The organism is Actinomadura rugatobispora, assembly GCF_042656285.1.
GTDB classification, from domain to species: domain Bacteria; phylum Actinomycetota; class Actinomycetes; order Streptosporangiales; family Streptosporangiaceae; genus Spirillospora; species Spirillospora rugatobispora.
Genome location: NZ_JBHSON010000046.1, coordinates 57247 through 79524 on the forward strand (window position 1 = coordinate 57247; position 22278 = coordinate 79524).

Below are 22278 nucleotides of genomic sequence, written 5' to 3' on the forward strand. Positions count from 1 at the left end.
GGGAGGGCGCGCGTGCGCAGCACCAGCAGTGGCGGGGCCTCTCCCCGCCCTTCTCACGAGACGCTCTGCGCGGCCCTGCTCGACGCCGCGTGCCGGCATCCGCGGCGGGTCGCGTTCACCACGCTCGACGGGACGATCGCGCTGACCTGGTCGCGCGTGGTCGAGGTGGTGGCCCGGGTGGCCGGCGGGCTCATGCGGCACGGCGTCCGGCGGGGCGACACCGTGGCGCTGATGATGGGCAACCGCCCGGAGTTCGCGCTGGCCGACCTGGCGGCCGCGAGCCTGGGGGCCGTCCCGTTCTCGATCTACAACACCTCGTCACCGGAGCAGGTCGAGTACCTGCTGGCCGACTCCGGCGCCCGGATCGCACTGTGCGAGCCGCGGTACGCCGGCGTGCTGGACGCCGTGTCGCGGCGGCCGGGCGGCGCGCGCCTCGAACAGGTCCTGGTGCTCGGCGAGCGGCCCGGCGCGGACCCGGACGTGGCGGGCCTGCGGGACGCCCCGCCGATCGACCTGAGGCGGGCCGCGTCGCGGCTGGGCCCCGACGCCCTGCTGACCCTGGTCTACACGTCCGGGACGACCGGGCCGCCGAAGGGCGTCGAGGTCACCCACGGGAACGTGCTGGCGACGGTGGCGTCGATGTCCGGCGCGATCCCCCAGGGCGACCACCCGCGGCTGATCTCGTGGCTGCCCGCCGCGCACATGGCCGAGCGGGTCGCCAACCACTACACCGCGGTCGTGCACGCGGCGACCGTCACCTTCTGCCCCGACCCGGGCGCCATCGGCGACGCCCTGGGCGCGGTACGGCCGACCTGGTTCTTCGGGGTCCCGCGCGTCTGGGAGAAGCTGGAGGCACGGCTCCGCACGAGCTGGGACCGGCTCCCCGGCCCCGAACGCGAGCGGGTCGCCGCGACGATCGCCTCCGCCGAGGAGGCCGTGCACCTGCGGCAGGCGGGCAAGGAAGTCCCGCCGGAGCCGGCCGCGAAACTCGACCACGACCTGCTCGCCCGCCTGCGGGCCGAGGCCGGGCTGGACCGGATCGGCGCCGCGCACGTCGGCTCCGCGCCCTGCCCCCAGGAGACGATCGTCTTCTTCCAGGCCCTCGGCGTACCGCTCTCGGAGCTGTGGGGCATGTCCGAGACGACGGCCAACGGCACGGTCAGTCCGGCCGGCGCGGTGCGGATCGGCACGGCGGGGCTGCCGACCCCGGGGGTGGAACTGCGCATCGCCGACGACGGGGAGCTGCTCGTCCGCGGCCCGAGCGTGGTGCGCGGCTACCGGAACCGCCCGTCCGAGACCGCCGCCGCCATCGACGAGGACGGGTGGCTGCACACCGGCGACATCGGCTGGCTCGACGAGGACGGCTACCTCACGATCGTGGACCGCAAGAAGGAGCTCATCATCAACGCACACGGAAAGAACATGTCGCCCGTCGCCATCGAGGCGGCGCTGACGGCGTCGTCCCCGCTGATCGGCCGCGCCGTCGCCATCGGCGACCGGCGGCCCTACAACGTCGCGATCGTCGTGCTGGATCCCGACCATCTCCGGGGCTGGGCGGCCGAGCAGGGCCTCCCCCCGGATCCGGACGGGCTGGCGGAGCGCGAGGACCTGCTGGAGACCGTGCGCGCAGCGATCGTGCGGGCCAACACCCGGCTCTCGCGGGTCGAGCAGATCAAGCGGGTCGCCGTGCTCGGCGAGGAGTGGGCGCCCGGAGGTCCCGAGCTGACCCCGACCATGAAACTGCGGCGGACGCCGATCGCGCAGCGCTACGGCGCGCTGATCGACGACCTGTACGCCCGGCGCGCCGGCCTGGAGGTGGAGTGATGCGCGCGGTCCGGGTGACCAGGCCGGACGGCCCGTCCGCCGTGACCGTCGCCGACGTTCCCGAACCGGAACCCGGCACGGGCGTGCTGATCGAGGTCGCGGCGGCCGGGGTGTCGTTCCCCGACCTGCTCATGAGCAAGGGCAGGTACCAGGTCCAGCCCGACCCGCCGTTCACGCTCGGCCTGGAGGCGGCCGGGCGGGTCCTGGACGCCCCGGCGGGCAGCGCGCTGCGGCCGGGAGACCGGGTCGCCGCGTTCGCCCTCGGCGCCTTCGCCGAACGGTTCGTCGCGCCCGAGGAGTCCACGTTCCCGCTGCCCGACGAGCTGACCGACGAGCAGGGCGCCGGCCTGATCATGAACTACCAGACGGCCCACTTCGGGCTGCACCGCCGCGGCGGGCTGCGCGCCGGCGAGGTCGTCCTGGTCCACGGGGCGGCCGGCGGCGTGGGGACCGCGGCGATCCAGGTGGCCCGCGGCCTGGGCGCCCGCGTCATCGGCGTGGTGTCGACCGGGGAGAAGGCCGCCGTCGCGGCCCGGGCCGGCGCCCACGACGTCGTGCTCGCCGGCGACTGGGCCGCCGAGGTCCGCAAGCTCACCGGCGGCCGGGGCGTGGACGTCGTCTACGATCCCGTCGGCGGCGAGCGCACCGGGGAGAGCCTGCGCCTCCTCACCCAGGAGGGCAGGCTGATCGTGATCGGATTCGCCGACGGCGCGATACCGTCGCTGGCCCTCAACCGCGTGCTCCTGCGCAACGTCTCGGTCATCGGGGCCGCGTGGGGCCACTTCGTCGACACCCGCCCGGAGGTCTCGCGCGCCATCGCCGACGACCTGGCGCGGATGGCCCGCGAGGGCACCGTCGCCCCGCTGGTGGGCCCGGCCTTCCCGCTCGAGGACGCGGCCGCGGCGCTGGCCGCCCTCGACGACCGCCGGGCGACCGGCAAGGTCGTGCTGAGGACCGCGCGATGACCGGCGTCCAGGGCTGGTGGGCGGGCGGCCGGCACGTGACCCTGCCCGTGGCGGGACGCGACCGCCGGATCTTCGTCCGCGACGAGGGCTCCGGGCCGCCGCTGGTGCTGCTGCACGGCTATCCGGGCTCGTCGTTCGAGTGGGCGGGGGTATGGCCCGCGCTGGCCGCCGCGCACCGGGTCGTCGCGCTCGACCTCCTGGGGTTCGGCGCCTCGGACAAGCCCGCCCGGCACCGCTACCGGCTGGCCGAGCAGGCCGATCTCGTCGAGGCGCTGCTGCGGGAGCTGGAGATCGGCGCCTTCTCGGTGCTCGCCTACGACTACGGCACGATCGTCGTCCAGGAACTGCTGGCGCGCGGCGTGCTGCCCGAACGGGTCGTGCTGTCCAACACCGGGCTGTTCCCGGACCTGTACCGGCCGCGCCGGGTGCAGAAGCTGTCCGTCGCCCCGGTGGTGGGCACGCTGCTCGCGGCGCTCGCCGCCAACGAGCGGACGTTCCGGGAGACCTGGTCGGCGGTCTACAGCCGCGAGCATCCGCTGGACCCCGTGCAGGCCGCGCAGCACTGGCAGGCTCTCCGGGCCGGCGGTCCCGGGCGGACGCTGCAGCGCCGGCTCCTCGACTACATCCCCGAACGCCGCGCCGCCGGCGCACGCTACGCGGCGGCGATCCAGGACAACAGCGCGCGGCTGTCGTTCCTGTGGGGGTTGCAGGATCCGGTCTCGGGGTCGGCCATCGCGGCGGCCCTGCCGGAACGGCTCACCGATCCCGACCTGGTCACCTATCCCGACGCGGGACACTGCCCCCACATCGAGATCCCCGACCGGTTCGCCGCCGACGTCCTCGCCCGGACCGCGCCGGACCGGAGCCGCTGACGCCTCGCACGCCCACGGTGCAGGGCAGGTGCGCGCTCCTGCCCTGCACCGGCTCCCCTTGTTGACCTAGCAGCACCCCTGTTAGGTTGTCAGCACTCGTGCTTCTGGGGGGAAACCATGGTTTCCACGTCTGAACTGCTCATCGACCGGGCGCGCGAGCGCACCGGGCTGGCGGATCTCGGTCCGGACGGCTGGCAGGAGGGCCTCGACCGGCTGCTCGCCGCGGTCCCGGTCGACATCGGGTCCGACCCGCGGGCCGCCGAGGCGATCGAGACGATCATCCTCGGGCGGCTGGTCAACCGCCTGCGCATCGAACACTGGTACGCGCGGCACGACGAGGCGGAGATCCCCCGGGTCGAGGGCCCGGTGGTGATCCTCGGACTGCCCCGGACGGGCACGACCGCCCTCCACTACCTGCTGGCCGTCGACCCGCGGTTCCGGTACCTGCGGGCCTGGGAGAGCGGGGACCCGGTCCCTCCGCCGGTCGCCGCGACCGAGAGCGACGACCCCCGGCGGGCGGCGGCGAACGGCCGCGGGAACGTCCGCCACATCAAGACCGTCGACGGACCGGTGGAGGACGTCGGCCCGCTCGGCCTGCACTTCCACAACCAGGACCTCCTGCTCCCGCTGCCGTCGTACACCCGGTGGTGGCGCGACGCCGACCTGACCAGCACGTTCGCCTACCACGAGCGGGTGCTGCGGCTGCTCCACTCGCACTCGGCCTCGTGCCGGTGGCTGCTGAAGGCCCCGGCCTACCTCTTCCAGGTGGCCAGGCTCGCCGAGCGGTATCCCGACGTCCGCTTCGTCATGACGCACCGCGACCCGGCGGTGGCGCTCGCGTCGGCGTGCAGCACCGTCGCCAGTTCCCAGAAGGGCGCGGTGCCCGCGCGGGTCCAGGACCCCCGCGACCTCGGCCGCGATCTCCTCGAGCACTTCGCCGAAGGCACCCTCCGGGCGATCGCGGAGCGGCGGAGGCTCGGCGAGGAGCGCTTCCTGGACGTCGGGCAGCACGAGATCGAGAACGATCCCCTCGGCGCCGCCGAGCGGATCTACGACTTCCTCGGCCTGGCCCTCACCGCGCAGGTCCGGGCGGCGATGGCCGCCTGGGCGGCCGCGAACCGGCGCGGGGACCGGGGCCGGCACGTCTACGCGCCGGAGGACTTCGGCCTGAGCGCCGAGCGGATCCGGCGGGCGTTCGGAGGGTACATCGACCGGTTCGGCGCGCTCACCGGGATCGCGGCATGACCCTCGATCTCACCGGCGGCATGCCGCCCGAAGCCGACGAGGTGACCGCGGAGACCCCGGGCTCCCCCGCCTACCGCGAGGGCGTGTCGATGTGGATCTGGGACGGCGCCGGACGGCTCGCCCTCCCCCGGATCGGCGTCGAGGCGGTCGGCGCCACCTGGGACGAGTCCCGGTACCTCTCGCTGAACCTGGCCTTCCCCGACGGACGGGTCCTCGTCGCCCACGCGGAGCATCCGGCGCTGCCGGCGGCCGACGGGCGCGGTCTCCCCAGGGTCCTGGGGACCGGGCCGCTGCGGTTCGTGTGCGTCGAGCCGTTCACCCACTGGCGGCTGGTCTTCGACGGCCATGCCGCTCCCACGACCGTGCCGGACCAGATCGCCGGCCGCGCCGCGCGGGGGGCGGCGCTGACCGCCGCGGCGACCGTCCCGCTCAGGATCGAGGTGGACGGCCGCATGGCCGCTCCCCCCTGGGTGCAGGGCACCCACGATCCGGAAGGACGGTTCATCCCCGGCGAGCAGCGGTTCGAGCAGCTCTTCACCGCGACCGGAACGGTGAGCATCGACGGCGTCACGACCGGGTTCGAGGGCGGAGGGCTGCGCATCCACCGCAAGGGCGGCGGCCGCAGCGACTACGCCGACTTCTTCGGGCACTGCTGGCAGTCGGCGCTCTTCCCGGGCGGCCGGGCCTTCGGCTTCATCCACTACCGGCCGCGGCCCGACGGGTCGGTGAAGTACCACGAGGGCTGGGTGCTGGACGGCGGCGCCGTCCTGCCGGCCCGCGTCGTCGACACGCCATGGCTGGGGGACATGCGGTCCGGCGGCGAGGACGTCTCGTTCACCCTGCGCGCTCCCGAGGGCGATATCGCCATCGAGGCGGAGACCTTCGCCTCCGCGTTCACGCCGGAACGCCCCATCGGCGGCGGCAGGACCTTCCCCGACCTGCAGCAGGGCATCGCCAGGTACCGGTGGGACGGCGAGGAGTCCTATGGCATGATCGAGCGCTCGATCCGCCGTTAGGGTCGACCGCGTGATGGCATTGCAACCCGCACCGTCGGCGCAGCGCGGTGTCGAGATCGTCCGGTTCCTCGCCGACCATCCGGGCGAGGTGTTCGCCGTCGCCGACCTGGCCCGGAGGCTGGGGCAGAGCCGGGCGACCTGCCAGGCGGTCCTGCTGGCCCTCGAACCGCCGAACTGGGTCCGGCGCACCGAGAGCGGTTACACCCTCGGCGCCGGCCTCATCCCGATCGGCGCCGCGGCGCAGCGGGGGGCCGCGGTGGTGGGGCTGCTGCGGGCCGCCACGCGCCGCCTGTACCAGGAGACCGGCTGCGAGGTGATCGGCTACCTGCCCGCCGGAGACCAGCTGGTCAACGTCGGCCGCGTCGGCCCGCCGTTCCTGCTGTCGGCGACGATGATGGAGGGGCAGGCGTTCCCGCTCGCGCCCCCGAACGGCCTGGCGTTCGCGGCCTGGGACGATGCCGAGCTCGACCGGTGGATCGCGCGCGCACCCGGGATCGGACGCGAGGGCGAGACGCGGCTGCGGGAGGCGGCCGCCAGCGTGCGGACGCTCGGCTACGGCATCGTGCTCGACTCCTTCACCCGCCGCGACCTCGAATCGGGCCTCGCCGACCTGCCCGAGGAGCGGCGGCGGCCGATGGAGCAGGCGCTGGCCCAGGACGAGCTGGTGCGGGTGGCCCGCGTCGAGTCGCGCACCGTCCGGCACTCGTTCGTCTCCGCCCCCGTCTTCGGCGCCGACGGCCGGGTGGCCGCCCTGATGGGCGTCATCTTCGAGACCGACCACGACGCCGAGGTGCCCGACATCGCCGCGGCGCTGCTCGCGGCGTCCCGGCAGCTGAGCGACGGCCTCGGCGCGCCGAGCCCGGAACGGGGCGGGGAGGGCCCGTCCTGATCACGCCGTCCGGTCGTCCGGCCGGCCCCGCAGCGCGCGGAGCGCGAAGTCGGCGAGGTCTTGTGAAGTGCTGCGCGAGGGCGCGACGCCGTTGATCAGGTGGCGGCGCAGGCTGGCGAGGACGAAGTCATGGATGATCAGGGCGGCGCCGGCGGGGTCGGCGCAGGCCCACGAGCCGTCGGCGTTGCCCGCCGCGATGACCTCCTCCAGCAGGCCGCCCAGCTGCCGCTCGGTCTCGGTGGCCTCGGTCGGGTCCGCGGCCCCGCGCCGCCCGGTGCCGGCCACGAACGGCCGCGTCCGGTCGGCCGCGTACTTGGCCTCCGCCTGCTGCATCACCCCGCCCACCCAGGCCCGGATCCTGCCTTCGGGCGTCGGTTCCCGGGACATGCGCCGGGTGAGATGCTCGACCAGGAGCCGGCGCCCCTCGGCCAGCACCGCGTCCAGGAGGTCGTCCTTGGACGAGAAGCACCGGTAGAACGCCTGCTGCGACAGGCCCGCCTCGCGCAGGATCGCCCGGACCGCCGGTTCGCTGTCGGACGTGGCGGCGATGACCCGGAACGCGGCCTCGATCAGGCGCCGGGCGTACTCCTCCTTCTCGTCCTCCCGCAGGCGGGGGCGAGGGCTCATGCCCCGGCCGCCAGTTGACGCCGCTGGACCTGCCGGGTGGCGCCGGTGCGCGGGATGGCGTCCACCACGACCAGCCGCCTGGGGACCTTGAACCGGGCGAGGCGGCCGTCGCAGTGCCGCTGGAGCTCGGGCAGGCTGAGCGAGGCCCCGGGGCGCGGGACGACGAACGCCGTGACGATCTCGCCCCAGTCGTCGTGCGGCACCCCCGCCACCGCCGCGTCCAGGACGGCCGGATGGGTCGCGATCACGCCGTCGACCTCGGCCGGGGCGATGCTCTCCCCGCCACTGCGGATCATGTCGCTGACTCGGCCCACGATGGAAATGTAGCCCTCGCCGTCGATCTCGGCCAGTTCGCCCGTCCGGTACCAGCCGTCCACCAGCGCGGCCCGGGTGGCCCGCTCGTCGCGGTGGTAGCCGTCGAACAGGAACGGGCTCCTGACCCACAGCTCGCCGTCCTCGACCCGGACGCGCACCCCGGGCACCGGCGGGCCGACGCTGCCCGGCTTGCGCCGGACGTCCTCGAACGGCAGCCGGCACACGCCGGCCGCCTCGGTGGACCCGTAGGTGATCGTCGTGGTGGTCCGCGGCAGGGCCGCGTGGATGCCGGCGAGCAGCTCGGGCGTCGTCGCGGACGTGCCCGTGTCGGCCCGCCGGAGGGACCCCAGCTCGAACCCGGTCAGGTCGAGGTCCAGGATCCGCCGCCAGACCGCGGGGATGGCGTAGAAGCTGTGGGCCCGGCGCCGTTCGATGGCCCGCACCAGGTCCTCGGCGCCGCCCCCGTCGGCGAGGACGACCTCGTCCCCGCACAGCCACGGGCCGATGGCGCTGCTCCAGCCGGCCATGTGGAAGAGGGGGAACATCGAGACCAGGGGCCCGGTCGGGAAGTCCGACAGGGCGGACAGGGCCCGGATCATCGTGGTGCGGTGGGACAGCACGATCGCCTTGGGCAGCCCGGTCGTCCCGCTGGTGAAGTACATGACGTGGCCGTCGGTCTCCCGCGGCCCGGCCCGGCCGGCGCGGTCGATGCCGGACGCGGCGGGCGAGCGCGTCACGTCCGCGAGCCGCAGGTCGCCGTCGTACCCCTCGCCGGAGATGACGAGCCTGGGATCGGCCAGGTCGAGCACGGCCCGTGCCTCGTCGCCGGTGAGCTTCGGGCTCATCGGGGCGAACACGGCGCCGAGCGCGGCCGTGGCGAAGAAGAGCGGGACGAGGTCGAGATGGGTCTCGCCCCGCCAGACCACGCGGTCCGAGCGGCGGACGCCCGCCGCGGCGAGGGCGCGGGCGCACCGTTCGACGGCCTCCGCCACCTGCGCGTAGGTCACCGACTCGCCGCCCCGGGACGCCGCCACGCGCCCGGGGTGGCGCGCGGCGGCGGCGAGGAACGCCTCGTGCAGCAGCAGCTCGCTCATCAGCCCGAGGACGCGGAGAGGTCTTTGAGTACGCCCAGCTTGTAGGTGGCGGCCAGCTTGTCGTCGAGGTAGTCCGGCGCCTGCCGGGTCTCCAGGAACCATCCGGTCGGGCACATGGTGAGGACCTCCACGAAGGTGAACCCCGCGCCGGCCTCCTGCAGTTCGAAGGCCCGGCGGAGCGCGCGCCGGGTGCGGGTGACGTTGGCGGCGTTGTTGACCGCGCCGCGGGCCACGTAGGCGACGCCTTCGAGCCGGGCGAGGAGGTCGGCGATCGGAATGGGGAACCCGTGCTGCGCCGCGTCGCGTCCTTCGAGCGTGTTCTTCGTGCGCTGGCCGAGCACGCTCGCCGCGGTCATGTGGCCGCCGGTCTCGCCGAAGACGCCGTTGTTGACGAGGATCGCGGTCACCCGCTCGGCGCGCGCCGCCGTGTGCAGGATCTCCTGCAGGCCCTCGTTCACCATGTCGCCGTCGCCCTGCAGCGTGAAGACGAAGGAGTCCGGCCGCACCCGCTTGACCCCGGTCGCCAGCGACGGCGCCCGGCCGTGCAGGGCCTGCACGATGTCGATGTCGGCGGCGGTGGAGAACCCGGTGTAGCAGCCGATCCCGACCACCCCGATCGCCCTGGACGCGATCTTGAGCTCGGAGATCATCTCCGCGATGGCGCGCATGACGATCGGCTCGCCGCAGCCGGGGCAGAGGTGGTGCGCCTCGTTGCGCACCAGGGCGGGCGCGAAGTCCTCGAGCAGCCGGGCCGGGGCGGCGGGCGCCTGGTCGGTGGGCACGATCTTCACGTGGTCACACCTTTCGCGTCTCGGCGTCGAACGCCGTGCGGAGCCGCTCCGACAGCCGTTCCACGTCGTAGTCGGGGGAGATGCCGAAACCGGACATGTCCAGGGTCAGGTCGCCGATGAACCGCACCGGGGCGCGGCCGTTGACCGCGAGCCGCACGTCCTCGACCATCTGCCCGTTGTTGAGCTCGTAGACGGCGACCGTCCGGGCGCGGGCGGCGACCTCGGCGACGGTCTCGCTCGGGAAGGGCCACAGGGTGATGGGGCGGACGAACCCGATGGGGAGCCCCTCCTCGCGGAGCAGCCCGACGACATACCGGACGTAGCGGGCGGCCGTGCCGAAGGAGACGACGACGAACTCGGCGTCGTCCACGAAGCCGGTCTCGACCATCGGCGTGATCCCGGCGGCCATGGCCGACATCCGCTCCGCCACGAAGGCGAGGTGGGCGCCGTACCCGCCCTCGCCCTCCATCCGGGCCTTGTCGCGCGACAGCGGCGACACCAGTTTGGAGTTGCCGGTGCCGGCGGCGGATCCGTCCACGCACCAGTCCTTCGGCGGCAGCGGCCCGAAGTCCAGCGGCCGCACCTCGACGGACTCCTGGACGTGCGCCAGGTAGTAGTCGCCGTAGAGCAGCACCGGATTGCGCCACTGGTCGGCCAGGTGGAAGGCGTACTGGACCAGCTCGGCCGCCTCCGGCGCGTCCACCGGGGCCAGGACGGGGTGGCGGTAGTCGCCGTGGCCGCCGCCCCGGGTGCTCTGGAAGTAGTCCGTCTGGCCGCGGGACATGTTCAGCACGACGAGCGGCACCTGGGCGCGGCACAGCTCGGAGATCGACTCCTGCATCAGCGACAGGCCCTGCCCGACCGAGCCGGTCGCGGCGCGGGCGCCGGCGGCCGCCGCGCCCCACGTCATGCCGATCGCCTCCAGCTCGCTCTCGGCGTTGACGCAGGTGCCGCCGGCGTCCGGCAGGAGGCGGGCCATGTGCTCCAGGACCTCGGTGAACGGTGTCATCGGGTAGCCCGCGAAGAAGCGGCATCCCGCCGCGACCATCGCCTCCGCGATCGTCTCGGCCCCTTCGGCAAGACGCGGCGCCATCACTCGCCCTCCTCGGCGTCGACCGTGGTGACGACGGGCTCGTCGTACTTCCACACCTGGAACACGTAGTCGGGGCAGACCTTGGCGCACGCGCGGCACGCGATGCAGCCCTCGACGAGCAGCGGGTACTGGAACCCCATCTCGTTGCGCTCGTGCACCGTCATCGCGAGGACGTCGGGCGGGCAGGCGTCGATGCACAGCTCGCAGCCCTTGCAGCGCTCGACGTCGATGACCACCGTGCCCTTGGTGACGATCGGTTCCGTCATCGTCCCGCCCCCACTTCGGCTTCCCGCTTCTCGTCCGGCCAGGCCTCGGTGGCGCGCTCGGCCACGAGTTCGTAGCCCGCGCGGATGGCGGCGGCGTTGGCCTCGGCGTGCTGGGCCCGGTAGGACGGCAGCACCTCCCCGGCGGCCGCTTCGAGCGACTCCACGGTGACCACGCCGGTGGCCGCCGCCAGCGCCCCCAGCGTCACCATCGAGCCGCCGCGGGCGTTGCCGAGGCCGGTCGCCGCCGCGGTGGCCTCGACCGTGACCACGATCAGGTCGTCGCGGGCCGGCTCGCCCCGGAAGACGCTGCCGTCCACGATCACGACGCCGCCGGGCGACATCCGCCGTTCCACGTCGGCCCAGAACTCGTGGTGCATGGCGATCGCACCCCATGGGCGCGACACCGTCGGCGGCGTCACGAGCCGCCGGGTGCCGATCACCACCGTGGCGTCGGTGTTGCCGCCGCGCATCATGCCCGCGTACTCGCCGAACACCATCGCCGAGAGCCCTTGCGAAGCCGCGGCCACGCCCAGTGTCCGGGCCGCCAGTTGCACGCCCTGCCCGCCGATTCCGGTGAGCCGCAGCGCCCGCTCCGTCACATCGCCTCCCTGGTTTAGAGAACGCTGTTCCCTAAACGAGGGGAACACCGGCGACAGAAGTTGTCAAGGGGCGCAAAAAGAATGTCTCGCATCCCCGCCGGCGGGCGCGGCACCAGGGCGCGGGACGCCGTCTGCTACCTGCGAAAATGTTCGCTACATGGGGGAGGTCCGGTCAGGCGGCCGCCTGCTTGGCGCCGCCGAGATCCGGCGTCGGCTCGCGTCTCACGCCCGCCCGCCCGGCGTTGGCGATGAACGCGGTGATGAGCAGGCACACCAGGGTGGCGCCGATCATGAACAGGCACACCGACGTCAGCGCCGCCTCGGTCGGCAGGTGGGTGCCCGGCGCGGTGGAGGTGGCCATGATCACCGAGGCCAGGGACAGTCCGGTGGCGATCGACACGTTCATGATCACCCGGTTCATGCCGGTCGCCGCGCCGGTCTGCTCGGCCGGCACCACCTCCACGACCAGGTTCGGCATCGCGGTGAAGGCGAACGCCGAGCCCACGCTGAGCAGGCCCAGGCAGATCGAGGCGCCCACCAGGCTCTGCACCGTCACCATCAGCAGACCGGCCCCGACGAGGTAGAGCACGCACGCGATCACCATCGACCAGCGGGCGCCCACCACCTGGGCGATCCGCCCGCTCAGCGCCGAGCCGCCGTAGCCGACCACCGCGGCGATCAGCAGCACGAAGCCGGCTTCGGTGACCGAGAGGCCGTGCCCGACCGGCGCGGACGCGGGCAGCTGCAGGATGATGTGCCCCAGGATGGAGGCCGCCCCCATCGGCCCCACCCCGATCGCGATCGTCGCCAGCGTGGTCAGCGCCAGCTTGCGGTGGGTGAACTGCCGGACGTCCACGATCGGCTCGCGGACGCGCCGCTCCCACCACACCCAGGCGGCCAGCGACGCCAGCCCGACCAGCAGCGAGGCGAGCACCCGCCCGTCGGTCCAGCCCCAGTCCTCGCCCTGGGTGACGCCGAACAGCAGGCCGCCGCTCGCCGGGACGAGCAGCACGGCACCGGCGATGTCGACCGGGGGGCGGGGCCTGATCCCGGGCGTGCGCGGCAGCCCGGCCAGCGTGGTGAGCACCGCGGCGGCGCCCATCCCGGTGGCCACCATGAACATCAGGCGCCAGCCGCTGTGGTCGATCAGCACCCCGGCCAGCAGCCCCCCGGCTCCGGCGCAGATCGGGACGATCCCGCCGAGCAGCGCGATCGCCAGCGGCACCCGCCGCTCCGGCAGCAGCTCGCGGACCAGCCCGAACGACAGCGGCAGCGCGCCGGCGGCCACGCCCTGCACGCCGCGGCCCAGCACCACCATCCACAGGTCGGTGGCCAGCACGCTGATGAAGGAGCCGCAGGCCGCGACGCACAGCACGGTCACCAGGACGTTCTTGCGGCCGAAGATGTCGCCCAGGCGCCCGGCTGTGGCGGCGACGGCGGCCCCCACCAGCAGGTAGGCGGTGGTGGTCCAGCCGACGGCGGCGGCGTCGGCGTCGAAGACCTTCATGAAGGTGGGGATGGCCGCGATCGCCATCGCGGTCTCGAAGACCGCGAAGACCTCGATCACGATCAGGACGATGAGGAGGCGCGTGTGCGCGTCCTCACGGGGTGGGGTGACGCTGTCCGGCGAGAGGGACATGGGCTTCTCCAGGCGTGGGGTGGGATTGCCGGAGTCGGCTCGGACGTCGCGCGCGGGAAATCCGCGGAATCCGGAGCTGGAATTGCCGATGGAATGGTTCGGATCACATGGTCTTCGGCTATTGCACAGCGCGGGCCAAGGTGACTTTCCGGGGCCGGGGTGTGCCCTTCTCTGAGGCGCTGGCAGGGTCATGGTAACCAGGAGAAGCTGGTATGTCCATAAGCCGGTAGAAGATCGTTCTCGCCAAAAAAGGACAGTATTTCCGCAGGTGAAGGGGTTTCAACGGCCCCGACGACGGCGGGACGCCGTCGTCCCGCGGCGCCGCGCGGCCCGGCGGGCCGGCCAAAAGATCTTCCCTCTCGGCGCTTCCGAGCGCGAGCACGACCGTCACGCAAACCGTGTCAGGGCCGTGCGGAATGGCCGTTCCGAGAAGAGGCCGGCGTCCGCACGCGACATTCCCAGGACACCTCGCCGCGGAGCGGGGAGGGATCGTTCCTACGGGCGGCGGGCGACCGCGCAGGCCCCCAGGTTCGCGATCTCGTCGCCGGGCTCCTGCTCGGCGGGCTCCAGCTCCGGCCGCCACCGGAACGGGTCGACCAGGCCCGGCTCCAGGAACTCGAAGTCGCCGAACAGGGCGGTGATCTCGTCGCGGTCGCGCAGCGTGCCCAGGCCCATCGTCCCCTGGTACGCCTCGGCGACCTCCTCCAGGGCCGGAAGCACGTGGCTGATCGTCAGAAAGCTGCCGGGCACGAGCCGCTCGCGGAGGTGGGCCAGCAGGTCGGCGGGCCGGGGATCGGGCAGGAAGTGGAACAGGGCCAGCGCGCTGACGGCGACCGGACGGCTGAAGTCGAGCGTCCGGGCCGCCTCCCGCACGATGCGGTCGATGTCGACGACGTCGGAGTCGATGTAGTCGGTGGCCCCCTCCGGCCGGCTGGTCAGCAGCGCGCGGGCGTGGGCGAGCACGATGGGGTCGTTGTCGACGTACACCACGCGGGACTCGGGGGCGATGCCCTGGGCGACCTCGTGCAGGTTGGGCGAGGTCGGCAGCCCGGTGCCGAGGTCGAGGAACTGCCGCACCCCGTGCTCGCGCGCGAGCACGCCGACGGAGCGGGCCAGGAACCGGCGGTTGGCCTGCGCCAGCGGCCGCAGCTGCGGGCAGATGCCGAGGATGCGCCGGCCGAACTCGCGGTCGGCGCCGAAATGGTCCTTGCCGCCGAGGTAGAAGTCGTACACCCGGGCGGGGTGCGGCTCGTCGGTGCGCAGATCCACGGAGGGGGGCGTGTCGGTCATGGAGAGCGCTTCCTATAAAGGGAAATCAAAACGGTCGCGTCCGCAGAAGCGTAGCGGCAACGGACTTCTCGGACGGGCCTCCGGAGGGGTCCAGGCCCGGCGTGTCACGACCAGTAGCGCGCCGCGGAGTCGCGCGCGAGGCGGGCGAACTCCGGCATCGGGAGGGCGAGCAGTTCGGTGTTGAGGACCTCGACGCTGACCAGGCCCTCCCAGCCGCGGCCGAGCAGGGTGGAGGCGAAGCGGTCGAGTTCGAGGACGCCGTTCCCGGGCATCGCCCGGCGCTGCGAGGTCTCCTCCGCGATGTCGCCGGACACCGGCGGCGGCGCGTCGGCGAACTGGACGTAGGCGATCCGGTCCAGCGGCACGCGGGCCAGGTCGTCCCAGGTGCTGTCGCCGAAGGAGAAGTGCCACGAGTCGATCAGGAGGCCGGCCCGGCCGGCGCCCGCGGCGTCCACGACCTCCAGGCCCGTCCTGATCGAGGACACCGGTCCCAGCGGGCTGAACTCGACCGCCATCCCGGCGCCGGCGTCGGCGAACATCGCCGCGCACCGCTCGACCACCTTGGCCGTCTCCTCGGTGAGCCCGGTGTAGAAGAGCGTGGGGATCCACTCCGCCCGCACCGCGGCGGCCGTCCGCGCCAGCTGCTCGGCGGCCGCCAGCGTCGCCGCGTCGTCACCGTCCACCATGAGGACGAGCAGTTCGTGGCAGCGCAGCCCGGCCGCGTCGTAGACGGCCGGCGCGTCGGCGCCGACCCACTCGGCGGACAGCCCCAGGGCCGAGAACCCCGCCTGCCGGGCCGCCCCCACCAGGTCGCCGACGGCGCTGTCCCACCGGATGTCCGGACTGAGTCCCAGCTCCACCGCCACCGGTTCACCTCAGCCCTGTCGCCGCCACCGTCGGAATCATTGTAAGTTTTGCAATAATGATAGGCAAGGTGGCCGGGACGGGTTCACAGGCCGGCGCCGCCGGTCTTCTCGGCGCCCATGCCCGAGAACCCGACGGAGTAGCCGCCGTCCACCGGCATCAGGAGCCCGGTGATGTAGGAGGCCTCGTCGGAGGCCAGGAACAGCGCCGCCGAGGCGATCTCCTCGGCCAGCCCCCAGCGGTCCATGGGGATCCCGGGGATGCGGAACGTCCCCGGGGGCGGCTCCGGGAACTCCCGGGACCGCGCGACCAGGCCGGTCCAGATGCTTCCGGGGCACACCGCGTTGACGCGGATGCCGTCGTCGGCGTAGTCGAGGGCGGCGACCTTGGTCAGCTGGTTCACCCCCGCCTTGGCCGCCCCGTACACGCCGTGGTGCTTGAAGCCGACGACCGCGGTCGCCGACGAGACGTTCACGATCGAGCCGCCTCCGGTGCCGCGCATCGAGATGATGCCGTACTTCATGCAGAAGAAGACCCCCCGCAGGTTCACTCCGTGCACGCGGTCCCAGGTCTCGGTGGTCTGCTCGTGCAGCGGCTTCAGCCCGCCGCCGAACCCCGCGTTGTTCACCAGGACGTCGACCCGGCCGAACTCCTCCTCCGCCGTCGCGATCATGCGCCGCACGTCCGCCTCGTCGGCGACGTCGGTCCGGAGCCCGATCGCCGCGCCGCCGATCTCCCGGGCGACGTCGATCGCGCTGCCGCTGACGCTGGCGCAGACGACCTTCGCCCCCTCGCCGGCGAACCGGTGCGCGGCGGCCCTGCCGATCCCCGACCCCGCGCCCGTGATGACCGCGACCTTGCCCTGCAAGCGCATCCGCGCCTCCCGTCGTCCGTGCGCACCACACTCTCGCTCCACCCATCTTGTATGCAATATCGCCGAACAAACCGCAAGAATCTCGCTTGTTGCCCATGCGTATCGGGCTGGTGTATGCAATATGGGAACCTCGGTGGTGGGCGTGGATCGACCGGAACGGAGCCGACGATGACCGACCCGTTGGGCTGGCGGCTGAAGATCGGGGTGGTGACCCCCTCGGTCAACACCATCGTCCAGCCCGAATACGACGACATGCGTCCGCGCGGGGTGACCAACCACATCGCGCGGATCCACATCCGGGACTGGGTCGTGAACGACGACGAGGACTTCGCCGGGCTCGTCCAGGACATCGACGCCGGTGTCGACGACGCGGTGGAGCGGGTGCTGACCTGCGAGCCCGCGCTCGTGGTGCTCGGGGTGTCCATCGAGGCGGTCTGGGGCGACCCGAAGGCCGGTGACGCGATCCGCGACCGGCTCCGCGCCAGGTTCGGGGACGACCTGCAGCTGGTGCACGCGGGCGCGGCGATCCCGGCGGCCCTGCGCGCCGTCGGCGTCAACGAGGGCCCGATCGGCGTGCTGACCCCGTACCAGCCCGGATCGGAACAGCACCTGCGCGGTTTCGTCGAGGGCTGCGGGTACGAGCTGAGCACCGCGGTCCACCTGCGCGCCCCGACCGCCGTGCAGATCGCCCACACCCCCAGGGAGACCCTCGTCCAGGGGCTCAAGGAGATCGCGGAGAAGCGCCCGCGGGCGATCGTCCAGTTCGGCGCGAACCTGTGCATGGGACGGACGGCGGCCGAGGCCGAGCACTGGCTGGGCCTCCCCGTGATCGCCGTCAACACGGCCACGTACTGGCACGCGCTGCGGAGCAACGGCATCACCGACCAGATGGACGGCTTCGGCCGGTTGCTGGCGAGCCACTAGCCGTTGGGAGGCACCCGCGTTGCCCGCTGACTATCCGACCCTGTTCTCCCCCATCGCGCTGGGACCGCGAACGGCGCGCAACCGCGTCTGGATGGCGGCGCACGCCACCGAGTTCTCCACCGACGGGACGTTCGCCGACGCCAGCGCCGACTACTACGCCGAGCGCGCCCGCGGCGGCGTCGCCGTCATCACCATGGAGGCGATGGCGGTGCACCCCACGACCCAGCCGCGGCGCGGCGTCATCCACGCCTACGACGCCGCGGTGGTGGACAGCTACCGCAAGGTCGCCGCCGCCGTCCACCCGCACGGCGCGCTGCTGATGGCGCAGCTGTGGCACCGCGGCCGCCAGACCGACGGCATCATCTCCCGGCTGCCGACCTGGGCGCCCAGCCCGGTGCCCGACACCGTGTACCGGGAGACGCCGCACGCGATGGACCGCCGGGAGATCGACGAGATCGTCGCGCACTACGTCCTGTCGGCCCGCCACGCGGTGGAGGGCGGCGTCGACGGCATCGAGATCCACGGCCTGGCGCACGGGTACCTGCTCGGCCAGTTCCTCTCCCCCGCCACCAACCACCGCACCGACGAGTACGGCGGCTCGTTCGAGAACCGGCTGCGCATCGTGCGCCGCATCGTCGAGGAGGTGCGCGCGGCGGTGCCCGCCGACCGGGTGCTCGGGATCCGCCTCAACAGCGACGACGGCGACGTGGAGCACGGCCTGCGCAACGCGGACTGGGTGCGCATCGCGACCGAGGTCGACGGCTGGGGCGTCCTGGACTACATCTCCACCACGCAGGGCACCTACCTCGACCGGATGCAGATCTACGGCACCTCCGCCGCGCGGCCCGCGGGCTACGAGGTCGCCGACACCGCCAACATCACCGCCGCGGTCTCGGTGCCGGTCATGGCGGTGGGCCGGATCACGACCCCGGAGATGGCCGAGGACGTCCTCGCCTCCGGCAAGGCGCAGTTCGTCGGCATGGCCCGCCAGCTCATCGCCGACCCGCTGTGGCCCGCCAAGGCCGAGCGGGGCCGTCCCGACGACATCCGCCCCTGCGTCGGCGCGAACTGGTGCGTCGCGTCCTTCGCCCGCGGCCCCGTGACCTGCCTCCACAACCCGCACGTGGGCCGCGAGCGCGAGTTCCGCCAGGACGACGCGCGGCCGCGGCGGTCCCGCCGGGTGGCGGTCGTCGGCGGCGGCCCGGCCGGGCTGCGCGCCGCCCTCAGCGCCACCGACCTGGGGCACCGGGTCACCCTCTTCGAGCAGAGCGGCGCCCTCGGCGGGCAGGTCAACCTCCTCGCGCAGGCGGCGTCCTACCGGGAGTGGTCCGGCGTCACCGACTGGCTGGCCGACCGGCTCCGGCGCACCAAGGCCGAGATCCGCCTCCGGCACCGGGCCACCGCCGACGACCTCCTCGACCGGTACGACGCGGTCATCGTCGCCACCGGCTCCACCCCCGTCCGGCACGGCTGGACGGCCCGGCGGCCCGCGCGCTGGGCCGCCGACGCAGCCGCCCTGCCGGGCTCCGGCCAGTGGAACGTCTACACCCCGGCGCAGATCCTGTCCGGCGGCGAGACCCCGCCGCACCGGATCCTGGTCGTGGACGACACCGGCGACCGGCAGGCGTTCGCCACCGCCGAGTACCTGGCCGGACGCCGCCACGCGGTGCACGTGGTCTCCGCCTTCCCCCAGCTGGGCCACGCGTTCGCCGACTCCCACGACCTGCCGTTCGCGTTCGGCCGGCTGCGCCGCGCCGGCGTCACGTTCACGCCCAACGTGGAGGTCACTGCAATCGACGAGGACACCGTCACGCTCGCCGATGTGCACACCGGCGAGCTCTCCCGGCTGACCGACATCGACGGCGTGGTGCTCGTCCTCGGCAACGCCGCCGACGACGCGCTGGCCCGCGAGCTCGACGGCACCGGCCTGGACGTCCATCTGATCGGCGACGCCCAGGCACCCCGCCGCATCTTCAACGCCATCTGGGAGGCCGAGACCGCGGCCCGGAGCCTCTGAGCCGATCAGGATTCGAGAAGCGGCCGCGGCCGGGGCGCGCCTAGCGTGACCTGCATGGACTTTTCGTCGACCGGCTGGAGGCAGTGATGACGGCGAAGCAGCAGGCGCGCAGGCCCGGTACGCCCGGGGCGTTCTCGCGGTGGATGCAGCACCGGGCGAACGCCCGGATGAACCGCAAGGTGCGGCGGGGGCGCGGCACGTTCATGGGCATGGACGTCCTGATCCTGAACACGGTGGGCAGCCGGAGCGGGCAGCGGCGGGAGACGCCCGTGGCGTGGTTCGCCGACGGTGCGGACGACCGGCTGATCGTCGCGTCGGGCGGCGGGAGCCGGAACCCGGACTGGTTCGACAACCTGATGGCGCATCCCGAACAGGCGGCGATCGAGCTGCCCGGCCGCGACCCCGTGCCGGTGACGCCGCATCATCTGGACGGCGCCGAGCGTGAGCGGGCGTGGCGGCTCATCGCCACCGCCCAGCCGCGCATCGCGAAGTACCAGGGCAAGTCCGACCGGGAGTACCCGGTGGTCCGGCTCAGCCCGCGGTGACCGCCGCGAGGTCGTGCCACTGGAGGGTCTGGTCGCAGCAGGACTCCAGGAGCGCGGAGTCGTGGCTGACCATCAGGGCGGCGCGCGCGTCCTGCCGGACCTGGGCGCGGATGAGGTGGACGAGGGTGGCGGCGCTGGACGCGTCGAGCATGGCGGTCATCTCGTCGCAGAGCAGGTAGCGCGGTCCGGCGCCGAGGGTGCGGGCCAGGCAGGCGCGCTGGAGCTGGCCGTCGCTGACCTCGTGGGGCCTGCGGCGCAGCAGGTCGGGGGTGAGCCCGACGAGGTCGGCCAGCCGCTCGGTCTCGCCGTCGGGCGCCGACGGCGGGAGGTGGGCGGACACGATGCGCCGCAGGGTGTGGCGGGGGTCGGCGGCGGCGCGCGGATGCTGGAAGACGACCCCGACGCGGCGGCGCTGGGCGGCGGGCGCGGCGTAGCGGAACCGGCGGACGGGCTCCCCGTCCAGGTGGACGCTTCCGCCGCGGGGCGGGTGCAGGAGGGCGAGCACGCGGATGAGCGTGGACTTGCCGCACCCGCTGGGGCCCTGGACGCCGATGACGCGGCCGGGTTCGAGGGTCAGCGAGACGCCGGTCAGGACGTCGGGGCCGCGGCCGTAGCCGGCGGTCAGGGCGGTGGCGCTCAGCATGGCCGGTCTCCGTTCGGGGGGCGGGCGCAGGCGAGGGCGCGGGGCCCGGGCAGGCCGGCGAGGGCGGGGTCGCCGGTGCAGGTGTCGCGGCGGGGGCAGCGGGGGCGGAAGGCGCAGCCGGCGGGGAGGTCGGAGAGGTTGGGCGGATGTCCGGGCAGGGGGTGCAGGCCGCGGGCGGGGGTGGCGGCGAGCAGGCCCCGCGTGTAGGGGTGCCAGGGGTCGCCGAACACGTCGGCGGCCGGGCCCTGCTCGACGATCCTGGAGGCGTACATCACCGCGACGTCGGTCGCGGCGCGTTCGGCGGCGGCGATGTCGTGGGTGATGAGCAGGACGGCGCGGCCGTCCTCGGCGATGCCGCGCAGGGCGTCCACGGTGCGGTCGACCAGGGGCCGGTCCAGGCCGGAGGTGGGTTCGTCGGCGAGGACGACGTCGGGGTCGGCGGCGAGGGCGAAGGCGAGCACCGCGCGCTGGATCATGCCTCCCGACAGTTCGTGCGGGTAGTGGTCGAGGGCGCCCGGGGCGAGGCCGACGCGTTCGGCGAGGGCGTCGGCCTCCCGGTGCCGGTCGCCTTTGCCGGGACGCAGTTCGCGCAGGGTCTCGACGAGCTGGGCGCGGACCGTGCGGACGGGGGTCAGGGCGGTGGCCGCCGACTGCGGCACCAGCGCGACGCGCCGTCCGCGCACCTGGCGGGCGAGCACGCGTTCGGGCGCCGAGGTGAGTTCCACGGGTTCGGAGCCGGTGTGCAGCCAGACCTCGCCGCGTATCTCGGCGTTGCCGGGGAGCAGCCCGAGCAGGGCGGAGGCGAGGACGCTCTTGCCGCAGCCGCTCTCCCCGACGAGCGCGAGCAGCCGGCCGGGCCGCAGCTCGAACGACACGTCGGTGACGGCCTGCACGACCGAGTCGCGCAACCGGAACCGGACCGACAGGTCCCGGGCGCTCAGCAGCGGACCCGGGCCGGTCACAGGGCCAGCTCCGAGCGGCGCCGGGGGACGATCCGGTCCCTCCACCAGCCCGCCAGGCCCGCGACCGCCAGCGTCACCGCGACCAGCACCCCGGCGGGCGCGGCGATCGTCCACCAGGCGCCCAGCAGCACGTCGTCGCGGCTGTCGGCGACCATGGTCCCCAGGCTGGGCAGGTGCGGGGGGAGGCCGAGTCCCAGGAAGCTGAGAGCGGTCTCGTGCCAGACCGCGTGCGGCAGCAGCAGCACCGCCGCCAGCGCCGACTGCGGGGCGACCGCCGGGAGCAGGTGGCGGGTGAGCACGGCGATCCTGGACGCGCCGCCCGAGATGGCCGCGTCGATGTACGGGCGGGAGCGCAGCGACAGCACCTCGGCGCGGACGATCCGGGCCACGGTCGTCCAGTGCGTCAGCGCGATGGAGGCGATGACCGCCCACAGCGAGCCGCGGTACAGCGCCACGATGAGGATGCCCAGGAGGAGGTGGGGCACCGCGTTGACGCCGTCCACCAGCCGCATGACGATCGCGTCGACGGCGCCGCCGGCCGCGCCCGAGGCGGCGCCCACCAGGGTGCCGAGCACCGTCGCCACCAGGGCGCAGGTGACGGCGACGATCAGGGAGACGCGGGCTCCGGCGGCGGTGCGGGTCAGGACGTCGCGCCCGGAGTCGTCGGTGCCGAAGAGGTGGCCCGGCCCGGGGGCCTGCCGGACGGCGTCGTAGTCGACCGCGCCGGTCGCGGCGTCCCCCGCCATCAGCGGCAGCACCGCGACGGCGGCGACCAGCGGCACCAGGACCGCGACCGCGGCCAGGACGCGCGCGCGGGCGGAGGCGGCGGCGCCCGGACGGGCCGTGCCGCCGGGTCTGCGCCGGCCCGCGGGTCGCCACTCCTGGAGCCGGGGGCGGCCCCCGGCGGTCTGCTCGTTCATGGCC

Annotated in this window: 22 protein-coding genes; 9 read left to right on the forward strand and 13 right to left on the reverse strand. The window is 73.8% G+C overall.

Translation table 11 applies throughout. The features are described from left to right. The first annotated feature begins 12 nt into the window (after positions 1 to 12). From ACFPZN_RS29765 to ACFPZN_RS29790, 6 genes are all read left to right on the forward strand, one after another. Positions 13 to 1824 carry an AMP-dependent synthetase/ligase gene (locus tag ACFPZN_RS29765; RefSeq protein WP_378285557.1) on the forward strand — a complete coding sequence of 604 codons (1812 nt, stop codon included), beginning with the start codon at positions 13 to 15 and terminating at the stop codon, positions 1822 to 1824. Next, entirely contained in the window at positions 1824 to 2789 is a 966-nt protein-coding gene (locus tag ACFPZN_RS29770) for an NADPH:quinone oxidoreductase family protein (protein WP_378285558.1), read from the forward strand. The genes ACFPZN_RS29765 and ACFPZN_RS29770 overlap by 1 nt, the downstream gene beginning before the upstream one ends. After that, complete coding sequence (locus tag ACFPZN_RS29775; RefSeq protein WP_378285559.1) at positions 2786 to 3661, forward strand: alpha/beta fold hydrolase; 876 nt, start codon at positions 2786 to 2788, stop codon at positions 3659 to 3661. The genes ACFPZN_RS29770 and ACFPZN_RS29775 overlap by 4 nt, the downstream gene beginning before the upstream one ends. 117 nt (positions 3662 to 3778) lie before the next feature. After that, positions 3779 to 4906, forward strand: coding sequence for a sulfotransferase family protein (locus ACFPZN_RS29780; RefSeq protein ID WP_378285560.1), 1128 nt, complete (start codon positions 3779 to 3781; stop codon positions 4904 to 4906). Further along, positions 4903 to 5922: a DUF7064 domain-containing protein gene (locus ACFPZN_RS29785; RefSeq protein WP_378285561.1), complete on the forward strand. Its 1020-nt coding sequence runs from the start codon at positions 4903 to 4905 to the stop codon at positions 5920 to 5922. Before ACFPZN_RS29780 ends, ACFPZN_RS29785 begins: the two co-directional genes overlap by 4 nt. Positions 5923 to 5935: 13 nt before the next feature. Then, the gene (locus ACFPZN_RS29790; RefSeq protein WP_378285637.1) at positions 5936 to 6811 is read left to right on the forward strand and encodes a helix-turn-helix domain-containing protein; all 876 of its coding nucleotides are present in this window, start codon (positions 5936 to 5938) and stop codon (positions 6809 to 6811) included. Here ACFPZN_RS29790 and ACFPZN_RS29795 read toward each other — a convergent pair whose 3' ends face one another. The 10 genes from ACFPZN_RS29795 to ACFPZN_RS29840 form a co-directional block, all read right to left on the reverse strand. After that, positions 6812 to 7438, reverse strand: a complete 627-nt coding sequence (locus ACFPZN_RS29795; RefSeq protein WP_378285562.1) for a TetR/AcrR family transcriptional regulator — start codon at positions 7436 to 7438, stop codon at positions 6812 to 6814. Continuing rightward, positions 7435 to 8847 carry a class I adenylate-forming enzyme family protein gene (locus ACFPZN_RS29800; RefSeq protein ID WP_378285563.1) on the reverse strand — a complete coding sequence of 471 codons (1413 nt, stop codon included), beginning with the start codon at positions 8845 to 8847 and terminating at the stop codon, positions 7435 to 7437. Before ACFPZN_RS29800 ends, ACFPZN_RS29795 begins: the two co-directional genes overlap by 4 nt. Further along, complete coding sequence (locus ACFPZN_RS29805; RefSeq protein ID WP_378285564.1) at positions 8847 to 9638, reverse strand: thiamine pyrophosphate-dependent enzyme; 792 nt, start codon at positions 9636 to 9638, stop codon at positions 8847 to 8849. The genes ACFPZN_RS29800 and ACFPZN_RS29805 overlap by 1 nt, the downstream gene beginning before the upstream one ends. A gap of 4 nt (positions 9639 to 9642) precedes the next feature. Further along, positions 9643 to 10731 carry a hypothetical protein gene (locus tag ACFPZN_RS29810; protein WP_378285565.1) on the reverse strand — a complete coding sequence of 363 codons (1089 nt, stop codon included), beginning with the start codon at positions 10729 to 10731 and terminating at the stop codon, positions 9643 to 9645. Continuing rightward, positions 10731 to 10997: a 4Fe-4S dicluster domain-containing protein gene (locus ACFPZN_RS29815; protein WP_378285566.1), complete on the reverse strand. Its 267-nt coding sequence runs from the start codon at positions 10995 to 10997 to the stop codon at positions 10731 to 10733. The genes ACFPZN_RS29810 and ACFPZN_RS29815 overlap by 1 nt, the downstream gene beginning before the upstream one ends. Continuing rightward, positions 10994 to 11596, reverse strand: coding sequence for a 2-oxoacid:acceptor oxidoreductase family protein (locus tag ACFPZN_RS29820; RefSeq protein ID WP_378285567.1), 603 nt, complete (start codon positions 11594 to 11596; stop codon positions 10994 to 10996). Before ACFPZN_RS29820 ends, ACFPZN_RS29815 begins: the two co-directional genes overlap by 4 nt. A 172-nt stretch (positions 11597 to 11768) precedes the next feature. Next, the gene (locus tag ACFPZN_RS29825) at positions 11769 to 13235 is read right to left on the reverse strand and encodes an MFS transporter (protein ID WP_378285568.1); all 1467 of its coding nucleotides are present in this window, start codon (positions 13233 to 13235) and stop codon (positions 11769 to 11771) included. A 495-nt stretch (positions 13236 to 13730) separates the two neighbouring features. Then, positions 13731 to 14525 (reverse strand): SAM-dependent methyltransferase, encoded by a 795-nt coding sequence (locus ACFPZN_RS29830; protein WP_378285569.1) that lies wholly within the window; start codon positions 14523 to 14525, stop codon positions 13731 to 13733. Positions 14526 to 14629: 104 nt separating this feature from the next. After that, complete coding sequence (locus ACFPZN_RS29835) at positions 14630 to 15391, reverse strand: sugar phosphate isomerase/epimerase family protein (protein ID WP_378285570.1); 762 nt, start codon at positions 15389 to 15391, stop codon at positions 14630 to 14632. Positions 15392 to 15474: 83 nt separating this feature from the next. Further along, positions 15475 to 16263 carry an SDR family NAD(P)-dependent oxidoreductase gene (locus ACFPZN_RS29840; RefSeq protein WP_378285571.1) on the reverse strand — a complete coding sequence of 263 codons (789 nt, stop codon included), beginning with the start codon at positions 16261 to 16263 and terminating at the stop codon, positions 15475 to 15477. Positions 16264 to 16431: 168 nt separating this feature from the next. On the opposite strand from ACFPZN_RS29840, the gene ACFPZN_RS29845 reads away from it, so the two are divergent. The 3 genes from ACFPZN_RS29845 to ACFPZN_RS29855 all read left to right on the forward strand — a co-directional run bounded on the left by ACFPZN_RS29845 (position 16432) and on the right by ACFPZN_RS29855 (position 19749). Further along, entirely contained in the window at positions 16432 to 17187 is a 756-nt protein-coding gene (locus tag ACFPZN_RS29845; protein WP_378285572.1) for a maleate cis-trans isomerase family protein, read from the forward strand. Between the two features lie 19 nt (positions 17188 to 17206). Then, positions 17207 to 19204 carry an oxidoreductase gene (locus ACFPZN_RS29850; RefSeq protein ID WP_378285573.1) on the forward strand — a complete coding sequence of 666 codons (1998 nt, stop codon included), beginning with the start codon at positions 17207 to 17209 and terminating at the stop codon, positions 19202 to 19204. A gap of 86 nt (positions 19205 to 19290) precedes the next feature. Continuing rightward, entirely contained in the window at positions 19291 to 19749 is a 459-nt protein-coding gene (locus ACFPZN_RS29855) for a nitroreductase family deazaflavin-dependent oxidoreductase (RefSeq protein WP_378285574.1), read from the forward strand. Here the strand turns inward: ACFPZN_RS29855 and ACFPZN_RS29860 are convergent. From ACFPZN_RS29860 to ACFPZN_RS29870, 3 genes are read right to left on the reverse strand one after another with little or no spacing between them, the layout of a single operon-like run. Next, a complete protein-coding gene (locus tag ACFPZN_RS29860; RefSeq protein ID WP_378285575.1) occupies positions 19736 to 20392 on the reverse strand; it encodes an ABC transporter ATP-binding protein in 657 nt (218 codons plus the stop codon). The two genes, ACFPZN_RS29855 and ACFPZN_RS29860, sit on opposite strands and share 14 nt — an antisense overlap. Then, a complete protein-coding gene (locus ACFPZN_RS29865; protein ID WP_378285576.1) occupies positions 20386 to 21354 on the reverse strand; it encodes an ABC transporter ATP-binding protein in 969 nt (322 codons plus the stop codon). Before ACFPZN_RS29865 ends, ACFPZN_RS29860 begins: the two co-directional genes overlap by 7 nt. Further along, complete coding sequence (locus tag ACFPZN_RS29870; protein ID WP_378285577.1) at positions 21351 to 22274, reverse strand: ABC transporter permease; 924 nt, start codon at positions 22272 to 22274, stop codon at positions 21351 to 21353. The genes ACFPZN_RS29865 and ACFPZN_RS29870 overlap by 4 nt, the downstream gene beginning before the upstream one ends. Between the last annotated feature and the right edge of the window lie 4 nt (positions 22275 to 22278).